The sequence below is a fragment of the Corynebacterium sp. HMSC059E07 genome, from assembly GCF_001814395.1.
GTDB classification, from domain to species: Bacteria; Actinomycetota; Actinomycetes; order Mycobacteriales; family Mycobacteriaceae; genus Corynebacterium; species Corynebacterium hesseae.
The window spans coordinates 88129-103142 of record NZ_KV816274.1; the positions used below are offsets into that span (position 1 = coordinate 88129).

Consider the following 15014-nt stretch of genomic DNA (forward strand, 5'->3'; position numbering starts at 1 on the left):
TAGGAAAGGCAATCATGGAAAAGAAGCAGGTAATCGTCGTTGGTGCGGGATTCGCAGGACTGACGGCAGCGCGTGAGCTGCAAACCGCTGGAATTGACTATCACATCGTAGAAGCGCGTGACCGTATTGGCGGCCGTGCCTGGACAGACGATAGGCTCGGACGTCCGTTGGAAATTGGTGCTACCTGGGTGCACTGGCATCAGCCTCATGTCTGGTCCGAAATCACCCGTTACGGCCAAGACATTATCGCTTCGCCGGTAGTGGATACTGCGTATTGGTATGCCGGTGGTGAGCTGAAGTCCGGCACAGAAGCTGAAATGGATGCCAAACTGGCGCGGCCAATGGAGAAGATCTTTGAGAACTCTCGTGAGTTTTTCCCAGAACCACACAAGCCACTTCTTGTTTTGGATGAGAAATTCGGCGCCTCCCAGGAGCTCAAGGATGCCTTCTTGGCTGCTGATGAAGCAGGCGTCCTTGATGCTTTGGAAGACGGTGACTTTACGCAGGAAGAAAAGGACCTGTGCAATGCATACTGGTCGGCCGGATACATCGGGTACCCAGAGCAGGGCTCCTCTTTGATGGCTAAGCAGTGGGCAGCCTTATGTGATCACCGTCTTTCTTTGGTGGACGAGCAAACGCTGCGGTACAAACTCGTCAATGGTATGCGGGGTATCTATGGCAACATTGCGAAGGACCTGACCGGCGAGATTCGTTTGAACACTGCTGTGACCGCAATCGAGCACGGTGATGACTCCGCAACGGTTACCTATGCGGACGGAACCTCCGAGACGGCGGACGCGGTGATTGTCACGGTCCCGGTCGGTGCCTTGGGAAACATTAAGTTCACGCCAGGCCTGCCCGAGGGCGCGCAGAAAACTGTCGAGCAGAAATGGAATTCGACTGGTTTCAAGGCTTGGATCAAGATTAAGGGTCACCACAATATCTTTGGCTACGCGCCCCAACCGGCCGTTGTGTCTGTGCTGCGCTCTGAGTACTTCGAAGATGACGACACGACCATTTGTGTGGCCTTCGGCTCCGACCATGAGAAGATCGATTTAGAGAGTATTGAGGATGCTCAAAAGGTCGTTGACCAGTGGCGTCCAGACCTCGAAGTTGTTGGTGTTACCGGACATGACTGGGTAGCCGACGAGTACTCCGGCCAGGCCTGGGCCACACTGCGGCGAGGCCAGTTCACGGAGGGGTGGCACCACTTCCGCACTTCCACTTCCTCGTTGCACTTCGCAGGAGCCGATTGGGCTTCCGGTTGGCGTGGAGTGGTTGTTGATGGAGCCATCGAAACCGGAATCTCCACCGCACGCGAGGTCATCAATAAGCTGCGTGGTTAGTCGCTGGCCTCCGCTCGGTACGCACTTGGCGACTTGTGGAACTCCGCCTTGAAGATGCGTGAGAGGTGCGAGGGATCGTGCAGGCCATAGCGGGCGCTGATGTGGCTGATTGATTCCTCGGAGTGCCGCGGGTCCACGAGTTCTCTGCGGATATGTTCTAGGCGTCGCGTTCTGATGTAGCTGCCGACGGAAAGGCCTTGTTCGGAGAACTTGGCGTGGAGGTGGCGCACCGACACGAAGAGTGCTTGGGCGATGGTGCTGGGACCTAGGTCCGGGTCGCCCAGGTGCTTCTCGATGTAGGCGGTTGCCTGGTTGAACAACAGTGTGCCCGCTGAGGGTTCATCGGCTACGTCGGAGGCGAGGACCGATACCAGCATGGTGAGCGCGGAGCGGACTAGCGCCGTGGCGTGCGGTCCCTTGAGCAGATCGAGGTTCTTGGCCAGTTGCTCAAAGAGGGGAACTGCGACCGTACCCAGGCCGTGTGAGCGGGAGATGGGGTTCGCGGTCAGGCGCTGGATCTGCACTGGTGAAATATCGAGGAAGCTCTGCGGGAAGTGCACGATGAGTGTGTTCTGCTCCTCCGGATAGCGCAGCGTGTAGGGCCGTTGGGTCACGTACAGAGCTAGGTCCCCTGGGTGCAATTCACATGTTCGCCCGTCCTGGCTCATGGTTGAGGAGCCGGTGATTTGCAGGCTGAGCTTGCAAAAGGGAGCCTCGTCGGTAGAAACCTTGTATCGGTTCACCGTATGGGGCGAGGTGCACATATCGAAGAGGGAGATATCCCCCACCTTCGTGGAACGCAGCGTGGCGTGAAAGGAAGCAGGGTCTTCGGTGTCCACGTCGAGTTGGCCAAAAGACTCGGATGACGCGGTGCGCCATGACGCGATATCGAAATGCTCAACGGCTGAAGCAGACATAGCTGGAATCATATCGTGAGAGCTGGCACATTTTTGGACAAATTGTGTGCACTCAGAGTCAAGCCTGTAGATGTGGTGCAGGTAACATCCTAGGCAAAGGTTTCTTTGGGCTTTGTTCGCGGGGCCCACGACTTCTTCACAAGGAGATCTCATGACTCAGTTCGCCACTTACGCTGATCTGCTCACCGCTATCACGGACGAGAACGGACGCGAAATCCTCAACCCCGCCACCGGAGAGGTTGTTGGCCGCGCGCCAGAGAACACCGTTGAGGACCTCAACGCCGCAGTTGAGACCGCACGTACAGCGCAGAAGGACTTTGCCAAGCTTAGCGACGAAGAACGGTGCGCGCTTCTCACCAAGGCCGCCGCCGCCATCGACGCTAATGCAGAGGCACTCGTTGAGCTTCTCTCCCGTGAGCAGGGCAAGCCGCTCAACGGCCCGAACGCACGCTTCGAGGTCGGTGCCTGCTCCGGCTGGCTGAATGCCACCGCCTCCTTCGAGCACCCCAACTACACCGCCGTCGATGATGACATCACCGCCACCGTCAACTACCGCCCACTCGGCGTCGTCGGTGCTATTGGCCCGTGGAACTGGCCGATGATGATCACCATCTGGCAGATTGCGCCGGCACTGCGTATGGGCAACGCGGTCGTCGTCAAGCCTTCTGAGTACACCCCGCTGTCCGTACTGGGCCTGCTCAAGGTCGTGAACTCCGTGCTGCCGGAGGGTGTTCTCCAGGTCGTCAGCGGTGCCGGTGAGGTTGGCGCGGCGCTGACGACCCACGAGGGAATCGACAAGATCATGTTCACCGGTTCTACCGCCACCGGCAAGAAGATCGTGGAGGCCAGCGCGGACAACCTCACCCGCCTCACGCTGGAGCTCGGCGGCAATGACGCGGGCATCGTGCTGGATGATGCCGACCCGAAGGAGATCGCCGGCGATCTCTTCTGGGGCGCGTTCATCAACACCGGCCAGACCTGCGCGGCGATGAAGCGCGTGTACGTGCCGGAGTCGCTATACGACGCCGTCTGCGAAGCCCTCGTCGAGGTGGCCAAGGCCTCCCCGATGGGCGTGGGCCTGGAGGAGGAGAACGTGCTCGGCCCACTGCAGAATAAGCAGCAGTTCGACATCGTGGACAAGCTCGTCAATGCCGCCAAGGATTCCGGCGCCCGCGTTCTGCTGGGCGGCGACCCGGACTATGACGCGCCGGGCTACTTCTACCCCACCACCCTGGTGGCGGACATCGACCCGGATAACGCGCTGGTCGTGGAGGAGCAGTTCGGTCCTGCGCTGCCGATCGTGAAGTACACGGACCTCGATTGGGCCATCGAGCAGGCCAACAAGCTTGACGTGGGCTTGGGCTCCTCCGTATGGTCCTCCAACCGCGAGCGCGCTCTGGACGTCGCCGCGCAGCTGGAGGCGGGTACTACCTGGATCAACGCCCACGGTGCTGTGGATCCGCGCGTGCCTTTCGGTGGTATCAAGTCCTCCGGCTACGGCGTGGAGTTTGGCACCGAGGGCCTTAAGGGCCTGGCGTACCCGCAGATCATCAACGGCTAAAACCGCCGTGGCGCTGCTATTCTTAGCGCCATGAGCACCGCCAAAGTCCCGGAGATCGAGTACGCAGCCTTCGACGCCATGAAGGAGGTTGCGTCCTCGCTGAAAGCTGCCTACCTCACTAGGGCCGCTGAAGCAGGCAACGACGTTGAATCGCAATGGTGGATTCGCCAGAACTGGCTGGTAGAGGACATGGTTGGCGAGGTTGATGCAACTGACATCGAAGCCATCCGATCCGCTGCGGCTCTCTTTGCGCAGCGGCTTGAAGCCCTCTCCTCCGAGCACAAAGCGGCATAGCCTATGCTTTCTGCCGCTGACTTCCCCGTTGATCCGCAGGTTATGGAGCAACGGCTAAAGACTCTGCAAGCCAGCTATTTCGGCCGATCGAATGCTCATGGTCCGGCTGTTCCAGAGGTCATTTATGTGGCGGGGCAGCCAGCGTCAGGCAAATCAACGGCCATTGAATCCGTGAAAAATGGCCACGCGGTCCTTGACTCCGATGAGATACGCAAATTGCATCCTGCCCTCGACGAGATCATGGAGCGAGACCCCCTGCGCATGGACGTGCTCACCAATGGACCGGTCCCCTTTTGGATGTCTTCGCTGATTGAGTATGGCCGGCAGCACGGGCACTCCCTCATCATTGAGAACACGCTGTCTAACCCGGAATTCATCGCGGGTGAGATAGCCAAGTTTCGCTCCGCGGGTTTCCGCGTGAAGGTCGTGGGCCTGGCGGTGGCGCAGGAGGTCTCCAGGCTGGGCGTCGTCCAGCGCTTTTTGGAGGCGCAGCGCGTGAGCCGCTATCCGCGCTGGACCAATGAGGTTTCCCACACGTCGGGTTTTAAGGCCATCGTCCCAGGACTTCAAGCGATTGCACCGCTTGTCGACGACCTCGAGATCCGCACCCGCGACGGCCGCACCCTAAACGGCATCGAGGATATTGAAGCCGAGCGCGCAACCTGGTTCGACTCCCCCGCCATTCGTGCTGACTGGCTGGCCCGCTTCGACAACTGTGACTTGAGTGGTCTTGAATCCGAGAAGCTCACGCAGAACCTCGTGGCTGATGCAGAGCGTATCCGGAAACTTTAAGGCTGTGCCCGTGGAACTATTAGGTTCACCCACAGTTCCCGTGCCTGCACGCACCGAGAAGGACCAGGTGGTGAACTCGAATGACTCGCCTGGTCCAACGTGTGTGCGCTCGGCGCGTGGTTTAACCCTTATAAGACTTGCCGGTTACAGCCTCAGCGTTTCGCTCGTGCAGCCCGCAGGCCGTTCAAGATCACGATGACTTCGGCGACTTCGTGTACCAACACGACGGCGGCCAGGCCCAGTACACCGCTGATCGCCAGTGGCATCAACACGATGATGATGGCCAGAGACAGCACGATGTTTTGGTTGATGATCCTGCTGCCTCGGCGGGCGTGCTGCAGCGCCTGCGGGATCAGCCGGAGGTCGTGGCCAGTGAAGGCGACGTCAGCGGACTCGATCGCGGCGTCAGAGCCGGTTGCTCCCATCGCAATGCCCACCGTTGCGCCCGCCAGTGCCGGCGCGTCGTTGATGCCGTCGCCGATCATCGCCGTCGGCGTCTTGGAGGAGAGTTCGGCGACGATGCTTGCCTTGTCCTCCGGTCGCAGCTCGGCGCGCACGTCGTCGATTCCGGCGATTTCAGCCAGCGCCCGGGCGGTGCGAGTGTTATCACCGGTGAGCATGCTCACTTCCACGTCGTTGTCGTGCAGGGACTGCACGGCATCGGGCACCTCGGGCCGCAACTCGTCGCGCACCCCGATCGCCCCGGCGAGAGCGTCATCGACGGTGACTAGGACGCAGGTCTGGCCTTCGGACTCCATACGCTCAACGTCCGCCTTCAGTGGCCCGGCGTCGATCCATCGGGGGCTGCCGACCAGCACCCGTCGGCCTTCGACGGTGCCGCCGATGCCATGACCGGCTTCCTCGCTGATATCCAAGGCGGTGGCCGCTTCGGGCTCCGCTGCCACGATCGCCGCGGCGAGGGGGTGCGTCGATTGCTGCTCAACCGCCGCCGCGAAGGAAAGCACCTGCGCCCGATCGAATCCGTCTGCCGGGACTACTCCGGTAACCTTGGGCTGGTTGCGGGTAAGGGTTCCGGTCTTGTCTACTGCTAGGTGACGGATGCCGCCGAGTCGCTCGAACGCCGCGCCGGACTTGATGACTACTCCGAACTGGCTGGCCGCGCCGATCGCGGCCACGACCGTCAGCGGCACGGAGATTGCCAGCGCGCACGGCGACGCTGCGACCAGGACCACCAGCGCACGGGTGATCCAAGTCTCGGGGTCGCCCAACAGCGAGCCGATCACGCCGATCAGCACCGCTAGGATCATCACCCCGGGCACTAGGGGTTGGGCAATTCGGTCGGCGATCCGGGCGCGGTCACCCTTCTCCGCCTGCGCCTGCTCGACGAGATCGACGAGTGTGGTCAGCGAGTTGTCCGTTCCAGCTGCGGTCGTCTCGACCTCCAGCACACCGGCGGAGTTGATCGCTCCCGCTGGTACCTCGTCGCCGGCCGAAACCTCCTCCGGAATGGATTCTCCGGTGATCGCTGAGGTGTCAAGGCTGGAGCGTCCGGACCGAATGATGCCGTCCGTGGCGATCCGCTCCCCGGGGCGTACGACCATTAGCTCGCCAACCTCAAGGTCCTTCGCAGCGACCTCGGCCGTCGTACCGTCGCGCAGGACGGTCGCGGTTTGCGGTACCAGCTTCAACAGTGCCCGCAGTCCGCCTTGGGCCCGGTCCATCGCCTTGTCTTCAAGCGCCTCGGCGATCGAGTACAGGAACGCCAGCGCCGCGGCCTCTCCGACGAAACCAAGGATCACCGCGCCGACAGCGCTGATCGTCATAAGCAAGCCAATGCCGAGCTTGCGCTTCGTGACAAGGTTCCGGATCGCCCCAGGTGCGAACGTGTAAGCGCCCAACAGCAGGCCAAGCCAATACAGTACCGTTGCGGGCGTCTCCAAGTCGGACCAGTCCAGCGCCAGTCCTGTAATGAGGGCTACGCCGGAGAAGATCGGTAGCAGTAGCTCGGGGTCCTTCCACCATGGCCGATCGAGCTCTTCGATCTCCGTGGCGGGTTCGTGTTCGCATCCACATGCTGAACTCATGCGTCCGTTCCTTTCTCGCCGCAGCCGGGCACCGAGCACTCAGTGTCGATGCAGGGGGCATTCTCGTCGACGGCCAGCGTCGCGTTGACCAGCGCTTCGAGCGCCGCCGCGAGGTGCGGATCGGCAATTTCGTAGCGGGTCTTACGGCCCTCCGGCTCAGCGACGACGATGCCGCAATCGCGTAGGCAGGACAGGTGGTTCGAGACGTTCGAGCGGGTCAGATCCAAGCTTTGCGAAATCTCGGCCGGGTAGCCCGGACCGTCGAGTAGGGTCATCAGGATTCGGGAACGCGTCGGATCAGCCATGGCCCGGCCGAGCCGGTTCATGACGTCGAGGCGTGAAGCAATAGTCAGCATGTGCTGAACAATACAACGTGTGCTGAACTATTCAAAATGCACTGAACTGACGGTTACGCGAAGGCCCTGCGACCTGCAGGAATTAGTGGATGGGATAGCAGATGACTGATCCTTTGTGGTTCGGCTGCCACCCAACGCGGGAGCGACGTGGGCGGCGAGGTTCTCCAGAATCTTCGCGTTATGGGGGGAAGGGTGAAGCATGATCCAGTCGTTCGCTGACAAGGACACTGAGCGTCTGTGGAATCGAGAGCGGATTCCCCCGGGAAACCGGCTCGAGGCGTTGAAAGGTGATCGGCGGGGTCAGTTCAGCATTTGAATCAACGACCAGTGGCGGATCTGTTTTCGGTGGTCCGCCGCGGGGCTAGAGGAGGTTGAGATCGTTGACTACCACTGACAAGCTCCCTCCGGTTCACCCCGGTGAGATCCTCATGGAGGACTTCCTCAAAGGAATGGGGATCACCCAGCACAAGCTCGCCGTCTCCATCGGCGTTCCGCCCCACCGGATCAACGAAATTGTTCACGGTAAGCGCGCTGTAACCGCTGACACGGCCCTTCGTCTAGCGAAGTTTTTCGAGATGAGCCCCCAGTTCTGGCTCGGGTTACAGGCTCAATATGACTTGGACGTGGCGGAAGACAAGATCCTCTCGGAAATCGAGCGGATTCAACCGGTCCAAGCTGTCTCAGCGTAGCGGTTACCCGAACCAGGTCCGTCAGCGTGAGGATATGCACGCGGATGGTTCGAACTAGGAAATTTGGGGCCGCCGTCGCGTGGACTTGAGTTCCGAGCGCCGCTTTTTCGCTTCGAGACGGCGTCGCACCGAGCTCTGCGTCGGCTTGGTCCTGCGCCGCGGAGGAGGAAGCGGAGCGAGCGCCTCACGCAAGAGGGCGGCCATGCGCTCTCGCGCCTCGGTGCGGTTACGGACCTGCGAGCGCTGCGTCGACGCGCTCACGGTGAGCACTGTGCCGTCCAGGCGGTGCGCGAGGTTGTGAAGGACGCGGCGACGCTGGGCGTCGGAAAGCGATGAGCACGTAGCGATATCGACGGAAAGCTGCACTTTGCTGTCCGTAGTATTGACGCCTTGGCCGCCTGGTCCCGACGACTTCGCGAACCGCTCCGTCAGGTCGGCGGCGACGATGACCAGACCCCCGGGGATCCCTGGGCCAGGCGCGATGGTCAGGTCGTTCATACCGCCCAGCTTAGTTAGAGTTGTTTCCGGATCAGACCCGCCGTGCGAGATCAGGGTAGTGTACAACCACGCCGTCACCGTCGACCTCCAACTCGACGTCGACTCCCCGTGTTCCGCTTTTGTATCGGACAGTTTCAGCATCGACGGAGCTGTAGTACTGGTCTGATGCGATCACCTGGAGGGACGGTATATCAATCCAAGCCATGATCAGCTGCGTTTTCGGGACCTGAGTCTCAAGCAGCGTCAAGCGACGAATAGGCATTGTGTTGGTGAGAGGGCACAGACCGAGATCGCAATCGAGTGCGGCTTTCAGGTCGGCTGACTGGACGATACCGGGGGAGGGCAGATCTTCAGGCTGGGCGCCCTCTTCATTGGTTTCCGCCGACCACACGCCTTGCTCGGACCTAAACAGCTCGAGGCTTCGCCCCCATCCGTCGCCTTCAACGTTCACCGACACACGTTCGGTCACCCAGTTCTCCGCGGCGCGCAGCTCCCACGTGGCCTTGTATCCATCGCCGTATTGCACTCCGGAAGCGGTCAAACCGGCTCCTAAAAAATGAACTGCGGCCTCGTTCCGGATGAGGGGAGTCTCGACATGCTCCCACTTATACGTGCGCTCCATGGTGAGGATTTTACCACGCTTGATGGTGCGAAAAGGCAGGTAGCTTTCGATTTGGACCACGTATCGAGGACGAGGCTTACCGGCAGAATGGTGTATTCAGTAGGTCCGCGACGCAGAAGAATCCCATGAATGAGAGCACGGCCCACACGGCCGTTGCCATCTGCAAATGGGTGAATCGTTTTGAATTGAGCGTGAGCAATCGCGGCTTGGATAAGAGCACCGTGCGAAGCGCCATCGAGGTAAAGACATAAGTCGTCTACGAGGTCATGGACTAGACGTGGGGGCGCTGGGATGAACTCGGCCCCAAAGAGTGTGTGGTTACTTCCACCAATCCAGTTTTGAATAGTGCGGAGACCAGTGGGGATAGAGCCCTTCTCCCCCATCAACTCTCTTTGGAGCTTTTCAAGAAGGCCGATGGAGATGTTGGTTCGGTGGCAAAGCTCTTCTCAATGGAACACAGAACGGTGAGGTTACGCGCAACCTCTTCCGCGCTTTCCTTAAAGCCGCGGACTTCCTCCTTTTGGGCGAGTTCCGCGAGGACAACCTTGTCGACGTTGGGCGCAATACCTTCAATGCGTGAGGAAGAAATCGCCTCAGAACGCATGAGTAAGCGGGCCACAGACTCCAACTGGCCAGAAGCAGCATGACGGTTGAGATCCAAGATCTCTCGCTCGATACGTGCTGCCCGGCTGGTGAGCTCTGGGGAAAACTCCATGCCTTACTTACAAAATGGTCAGGGACATAGACCTAAAAAGGGCCTCCGGCCTTATCGCGCCGGGGAGTGCCGGAGCCTGATTCGGGGATCCAGCTCTCGGTAACGTAGTGAGGCTTGTAGAGGCTATCCATTCGTCAGACAGCAAATGAGTGGTTGGATAACTCTTATCCAACCACTCATTGCGGTTTATGCGCTAGATAAAGCTTAAACATACGGGGTTTCAGGGCCATAATTTGGCCTCAATGAGAATGTCAATGACACCTCAATGGGAAGATCAATGAGAACTCTTGTCATTGAAGAGGAATGAAGTTAGCATTGAGCCGTCATTGTTAACATTGAGGGCGGGTATTCATCGTGAACAATTGGTCCGAGAATCAGCTGAGAGAGCTATTGGCTGAGCTTGAGTTGCGCGGCGGTGATTCAACAACAGTCGAGGTCAAAACCGCTCAAGGGGGCATCCCGGACTCTCTACCGCAGACATTGTGCGCGTTCGCAAACATGCCGAGTGGCGGTCTTATCATTCTCGGTGTCAATGAGAAAGAAGGCTTCATTGTCACTGGCATTGAGAATCCTTCGGAGATGGAGGCTGCTCTGGCCTCGCAAGCTCGTCATGCCATCACTCCCCCAGTCACAGTGCATACCGACAGTGTGGCAATAGATGGCACGCATGTCGTGATTGCGGAGGTTACGGGTCTTCCGATCATTGATAAGCCTGCTATCTACAGGGGAGAAGCGTATCTTCGAATGGCTGATGGGGATTATCGTATGAGTGCCTCCGAGCTACGCATGATGGACGTAGCGAAGCTGCATGCCGAGGAGGCAGTGTCCTATGACACGACGATTGTGGAAGGCACGAGTATCGCAGACTTGGACCGCGCCGTGGTGGAAGATTTCTTGGTTCAGGCGCGGAGAAAGAATCGGCGACTATCGGGACTTACTCAAGATGAGGACGTCTTACGGGCACTAGCGGTGACGACCGCGACTGGAGAGCTGACGCTTGCTGGCCTGTATGCGCTGGGTTTCTATCCCCAAGGGCATTTTCCCTCCTTAGCAGTAACGGTGGCGCAAAGGCTACCAAATGGTTCGAAGCACGGGCGAGTGTTGGGGTTGGAGACCTTTGAGGGGCCCGTTCCGGTGCTGTTGAACTCGGTAATGGGATGGGTAAGGCAACGTTTAGCCGCCGTACGGCGATATCGAGAGGACGGATCAATGGTGGAAGTTCCTGAACTTCCCCTTCCGGCCATTCGAGAGGCCGTGGCTAATGCATTGGTGCACCGTGATCTTGGGCCAAATACGTTGGGTGCGGGTAAATCGATTGATGTCCGCCTATTACCGGACAAGATGGTTATCTCCAGTCCAGGAGGCCTACGGGATCTGACGGTTGAACAGCTCAAGTCGAGAGATCTGGCGCGCCAGGAGATTAACCAGCGGCTCTATAGACTGTGCCGATATCTCAAAGCAGACGATGGCTCTTTTGTTATTGAGGGCGAAGGCGGCGGCGTGCAGCTCATGCTGGATGCCGCGCGAGAGCAAGGACTACCGGAGCCTGACCTGATAGATTCTGGCGTGCAATTTACGGTGAAAATGTGGCGGCCGGACACTCGTGGAGAGGCCCGTATCTGGGAGCCACTACGCAAGGAGGAATCAGGCACCGGCCCGGAACGACGAGTGGATGCACCAGTGACCTTGGAACGCCTGGGTGTTAACGCCCCGCGCGTAGCGGAGGCGCTGCGTACGGCGGCACAACCGCTGTCTATCGGCGAAATAGAAACAGCCACAAACCTTACTCGAGCGCAGGTCCGATATGCGCTGAAGTCACTGGTGAAGGCACGATTCGTGCGTATGGATGGCACGCGCGGTTCACAAGCGACAACCTATGAATGGCTAGCTAACCGCGGGGCTGCAGGCGCTTAACCAGCTGATCGTGGTGGACTGGGGCCAGGCAGCCGGCGTCGACGACGCGCCGGGCTAGCTCCTTGTCCCCCATCTTGGCGGCGAAGGCCATGCCCATGGTGATGTCATGGTCGGGGCGGCCGATAAGCGTAATCTCATCGCCGGGATTGATGCGGCCCGGCTCGATGATGCGAAGGTAGGAGCCGCAATCGCCGCGCTCAGTGAAGGACTTGAGCCAGCCGGGCTCGTCCATCCAGCCGGAGAAGGTGGCACAGGGCGTGCGCGGGATGGAGACCTCGAGCACGCACTCCCCTACCTGAATGCGCTGGTTGATGAGTATATTCGGCCAGGAAATACCCTCGGTGGTGAGGTTCTCCCCAAAGTAGCCGTCACGCAGCACGCGGTTGAGCGTGCCCTCCCAGTAGTCAAGCTCCTCGCGGGCATAGGCGTAGACGGCTTTCTCGGCTCCGCCGTGGTGGGCGTGGTCACCGATGGAATCCCCCACCACGCCGGAGCCGTCACCGTAGTTGGGCCCGGGGACCTCTAGGTCGAGGAAGGGGCGCGGCTGCTTATCGATGCCCGTGTACTCGTGCCGCCCGTGCGGCTCGGGGCGGCGGACAGCGACGTTCGTGGAGATAACCTTCATGCTCACTCATTGTGGCACACCTCACGCGCTTACACGTCGCGATCGCGGAAGAGAGCTTCGGCGGTCACGAGGTCGTAGAAAAAGAGGCGGGGGGCGAGAGGGAGGACGTCGGCAAGCATGGGCATGTCCTCCTTGAGCAGGGGGCTTTCCATGATGATGTCGTTCGCCGCGGCGCGAGACGCCAGTGCGAAGGCATAAGAGATGTAGGGCATCCACGCAGCGGCATTGAGCTCATCAGCCGTGTTTCCGCTGGCAAAGGCGCCCAGCGCGATAAGGGTATGGCTGACGGACATGTCAACGCCCGCGTTTTGCACCAGGGATGCGAGTGCGGTGGCGTCCTTGCGCAGGTGCTCGATGGTGCCCAGCGCATCGAGTGCGCCGTTGTTGGCAAAGCACTCGCGCAGAGCGGCGACGCGGGCGGCCTCCCCCATCAGATCATCGACGGGCGGCGTGGGGCTGTGAATGGTCGCAGCATTCAGCAGCATCGGGCGGGTCAGGCCATCGGCGCCGGATTCGCGCACGGCGTTCAGCTCCGCGTTCTCGCTGGCGGAAGGATCGAGCAGGAGATCCAGGTAGCTATCGGCGCTGGACTCGGCGGTGGGCTCCAGCGGCGAGTGGAACAAGCGCGTGCGAGCGAGCGAGCGGGCCTGCTGGTTCACGCTAACGCCAGTGCGCGCCAGGGCGTGGAGCGCGTCCTCCGGTTGGGCGCGCAGGCGATCAATCGTGCTGTCGAACATCGCCTGCAGCTTCGGGTTCGGGCTGCGCTGCGAGAGCACGTGAAGCGCGCGGAAGGTGCCCCACAGCTGTTCCGGAGTCCAGTCCTTTGAGGCCAGAGCTGCGGGCGAGCCTTCCGGCGTGATCACGATGGAGGCGCTGGAGGGGCGAGCGGGGGCGGCGAGGTTGGAGGAGGCGCGGAGCTCGCGGACGTCGACAAGCAATGAGCCCTGCTCGGCAAGGTCTGCGGGCAGTTCGAAGCCGTCCTCGGTTGCGGTGAGCTGGGTCGGTGCAACTGTTGGTTCAGCCAATGGCCAGGCCCAACCCACTACTTCTGCCGGTGGCTCAGCGTTCTGTTCGATGACAATGTTGGCATCGGCATCGAGAAGGCCGCGGCTGACGAAGGGGGACTTGCGGACGGTGGCCAGCGCCGCATAGATCAAGCTGGTGGATGCGGAAGCCTCGTACTCGACGATGCGCCGCTCCAAGCTGCGGGCCTGGTGGGCCGCGCGCTCCTCCGCTGGAAGGGAATCCAGGTAGTCCTCATAGGACAGTGTGGACCACATGAGGAAAAGCTCTGCCGTTGGCTGCTTGCGCACGGCGTTGGCCAGCGCGGCGTTGGGGACGGCGAGGCTGGTGACCGCCTGCGTCGTCTTTGAGGTGCGCGCCAGTTCCTTGATTTTCTGCCGGCCGTCGATGGTGACGAACTTCGCCAGCGGCAGTGGGCGCGGCGAGTGGACGGTGAACATGTCATCCTGATCGAGCTGGCCGGCGAAAATAACCGGTTTATCGGAATGCTCAGTGGGTTCCAAGCCGATGCGCTTGACGCGGCTAAACAAGGCCTCGGGCCAAACATCGAATTCCAGCTCATAGCCGGCCTCACTGGCTACGACCTCGCGGCGAGAGACCTCGGTGTCCTCGAGGGTGCGTAGTCCCTTCTCCAGCGCGATGGGCTTCTTTGGCGGAGAGGCCAGCGTGTAGCTGAAGGTTGAGTGCGCACCGAGGGCGTCGATGATGCGGAAGTCCATGCCGCGCGGACCGTCGTTGGTGGCGCGCATGTGGAGACCCTCGGCGAGGGAGATGAAGCGGACGTCGACAAGCTCCTCGTCGTGCCACAGCGACACCTTGTACCGGCCCACCCACGGGTCTTCGTAGAGATCGCCCGGGAAAGGCTCGGCGATGCCCGCGTCGAAGGTCTGCTCCGAAATCTCCTCCTGCTCGCCGCCGAGGGGAGCGTAGGTGAGATCGATGCGCCACTCCCCTTCCGCGATAAGGTGCACGCGCGGGGACTTGGTGAATACCGGCTCGTTGTCGAGGCCCCGGGCATTGGGCAGCGTGGCAACGTTAAAGTCCCACTCGAAATCGCTGTGCTTGGCGACGTCCACCGGTTCCCTCTGTGGCACCTCCACCCGCTCCGGCAGCGGGCCTACTTCCCAGCCGGCCCAGATGCCGAGCGGCTTAGCGTCCTTGAGGGTGCCCTGCGGCGCGATAAGCGTGGTGCGGTCATAGACGATGAAAGGCGCGTCCTCGGTGATGCCGGTGAAGGTGATGGTTTCGATGAGGACCTCATCGCCATCGTGCAGGGTGACCTCGATGCGGGTGAACGGCCCAGGGATGCCGACTTCCAGCGGCTCTTCGGTGGCGAATTCGCGCACCGAGTGGGGGCGATCGATGAAATGGGACTTGACCACCCACCGCGGATCCGTCAGTTCCGCTTCGGGGTACGTGGCGGGCAGTTGAAGCATGAGGATGTTGCTTCCCCGGCGCAGTGAAATCCGGGGGCCCTGTTCGATGAAATCAGTGGTGACCAACGGCGTTGTGGGAAGTGAATAGATCTCCGCGCTCATTTTTTTCATCATAGGACACCGTGGGGTGCTGTTGCCATGTCGCTGGTAGAAGTATCACCTGTCCTATGCGTAGGACAGC

Annotated in this window: 15 protein-coding genes and 1 pseudogene; 7 read left to right on the forward strand and 9 right to left on the reverse strand. The window is 60.6% G+C overall.

The genetic code is table 11. The features are described from left to right. The first annotated feature begins 14 nt into the window (after positions 1-14). Positions 15-1346, forward strand: coding sequence for an NAD(P)/FAD-dependent oxidoreductase (locus HMPREF2967_RS00920; RefSeq protein ID WP_070684553.1), 1332 nt, complete (start codon positions 15-17; stop codon positions 1344-1346). On the opposite strand, the gene HMPREF2967_RS00925 is transcribed toward HMPREF2967_RS00920, so the two are convergent. Further along, positions 1343-2263, reverse strand: a complete 921-nt coding sequence (locus tag HMPREF2967_RS00925; protein WP_070684555.1) for an AraC-like ligand-binding domain-containing protein — start codon at positions 2261-2263, stop codon at positions 1343-1345. The genes HMPREF2967_RS00920 and HMPREF2967_RS00925 overlap by 4 nt on opposite strands. A gap of 151 nt (positions 2264-2414) precedes the next feature. On the opposite strand from HMPREF2967_RS00925, the gene HMPREF2967_RS00930 reads away from it, so the two are divergent. The 3 genes from HMPREF2967_RS00930 to HMPREF2967_RS00940 are packed head-to-tail and all read left to right on the forward strand — an operon-like array spanning position 2415 to position 4910. Continuing rightward, entirely contained in the window at positions 2415-3824 is a 1410-nt protein-coding gene (locus tag HMPREF2967_RS00930) for an aldehyde dehydrogenase family protein (RefSeq protein WP_070684557.1), read from the forward strand. 30 nt (positions 3825-3854) lie between these two features. Continuing rightward, entirely contained in the window at positions 3855-4118 is a 264-nt protein-coding gene (locus tag HMPREF2967_RS00935; RefSeq protein ID WP_070444618.1) for a hypothetical protein, read from the forward strand. A 3-nt stretch (positions 4119-4121) separates the two neighbouring features. Continuing rightward, positions 4122-4910: a zeta toxin family protein gene (locus tag HMPREF2967_RS00940; RefSeq protein WP_070684559.1), complete on the forward strand. Its 789-nt coding sequence runs from the start codon at positions 4122-4124 to the stop codon at positions 4908-4910. Between the two features lie 152 nt (positions 4911-5062). On the opposite strand, the gene HMPREF2967_RS00945 is transcribed toward HMPREF2967_RS00940, so the two are convergent. Both HMPREF2967_RS00945 and HMPREF2967_RS00950 read right to left on the reverse strand, forming a co-directional pair. Further along, positions 5063-6955 carry a heavy metal translocating P-type ATPase gene (locus tag HMPREF2967_RS00945; protein WP_070684561.1) on the reverse strand — a complete coding sequence of 631 codons (1893 nt, stop codon included), beginning with the start codon at positions 6953-6955 and terminating at the stop codon, positions 5063-5065. Further along, the gene (locus tag HMPREF2967_RS00950) at positions 6952-7311 is read right to left on the reverse strand and encodes a Cd(II)/Pb(II)-sensing metalloregulatory transcriptional regulator CmtR (protein ID WP_005530797.1); all 360 of its coding nucleotides are present in this window, start codon (positions 7309-7311) and stop codon (positions 6952-6954) included. The genes HMPREF2967_RS00945 and HMPREF2967_RS00950 overlap by 4 nt, the downstream gene beginning before the upstream one ends. 199 nt (positions 7312-7510) lie before the next feature. Here HMPREF2967_RS00950 and HMPREF2967_RS00955 point away from each other — a divergent pair. After that, positions 7511-7705 (forward strand): annotated as a pseudogene (locus tag HMPREF2967_RS00955) (type II toxin-antitoxin system RelE/ParE family toxin). 34 nt (positions 7706-7739) lie between these two features. After that, complete coding sequence (locus tag HMPREF2967_RS00960; RefSeq protein ID WP_070645240.1) at positions 7740-8000, forward strand: HigA family addiction module antitoxin; 261 nt, start codon at positions 7740-7742, stop codon at positions 7998-8000. A 54-nt stretch (positions 8001-8054) separates the two neighbouring features. Here HMPREF2967_RS00960 and arfB read toward each other — a convergent pair whose 3' ends face one another. Genes arfB through HMPREF2967_RS13340 form a run of 4 tightly spaced genes read right to left on the reverse strand, consistent with a single transcriptional unit; the run spans position 8055 to position 9835 of the window. Next, positions 8055-8498, reverse strand: coding sequence for an alternative ribosome rescue aminoacyl-tRNA hydrolase ArfB (arfB, locus tag HMPREF2967_RS00965; protein WP_070684563.1), 444 nt, complete (start codon positions 8496-8498; stop codon positions 8055-8057). Positions 8499-8529: 31 nt separating this feature from the next. Continuing rightward, positions 8530-9120 carry a putative glycolipid-binding domain-containing protein gene (locus HMPREF2967_RS00970; RefSeq protein WP_198530977.1) on the reverse strand — a complete coding sequence of 197 codons (591 nt, stop codon included), beginning with the start codon at positions 9118-9120 and terminating at the stop codon, positions 8530-8532. Continuing rightward, positions 9048-9503 (reverse strand): Fic family protein, encoded by a 456-nt coding sequence (locus HMPREF2967_RS13335; protein ID WP_083312556.1) that lies wholly within the window; start codon positions 9501-9503, stop codon positions 9048-9050. Before HMPREF2967_RS13335 ends, HMPREF2967_RS00970 begins: the two co-directional genes overlap by 73 nt. Further along, on the reverse strand, positions 9503-9835 hold the full coding sequence (locus tag HMPREF2967_RS13340; protein ID WP_005530810.1) for a Fic/DOC family N-terminal domain-containing protein: 333 nt from the start codon (positions 9833-9835) through the stop codon (positions 9503-9505). Before HMPREF2967_RS13340 ends, HMPREF2967_RS13335 begins: the two co-directional genes overlap by 1 nt. Before the next feature lie 354 nt (positions 9836-10189). Between HMPREF2967_RS13340 and HMPREF2967_RS00980 the strand changes: the two genes are divergently transcribed. Continuing rightward, entirely contained in the window at positions 10190-11749 is a 1560-nt protein-coding gene (locus tag HMPREF2967_RS00980; protein WP_070524147.1) for an ATP-binding protein, read from the forward strand. On the opposite strand, the gene HMPREF2967_RS00985 is transcribed toward HMPREF2967_RS00980, so the two are convergent. Both HMPREF2967_RS00985 and HMPREF2967_RS00990 read right to left on the reverse strand, forming a co-directional pair. After that, entirely contained in the window at positions 11724-12374 is a 651-nt protein-coding gene (locus HMPREF2967_RS00985) for an MOSC domain-containing protein (protein WP_070524149.1), read from the reverse strand. The two genes, HMPREF2967_RS00980 and HMPREF2967_RS00985, sit on opposite strands and share 26 nt — an antisense overlap. A 29-nt stretch (positions 12375-12403) precedes the next feature. Then, complete coding sequence (locus HMPREF2967_RS00990; RefSeq protein ID WP_232770553.1) at positions 12404-14935, reverse strand: hypothetical protein; 2532 nt, start codon at positions 14933-14935, stop codon at positions 12404-12406. Positions 14936-15014 lie beyond the last annotated feature (79 nt).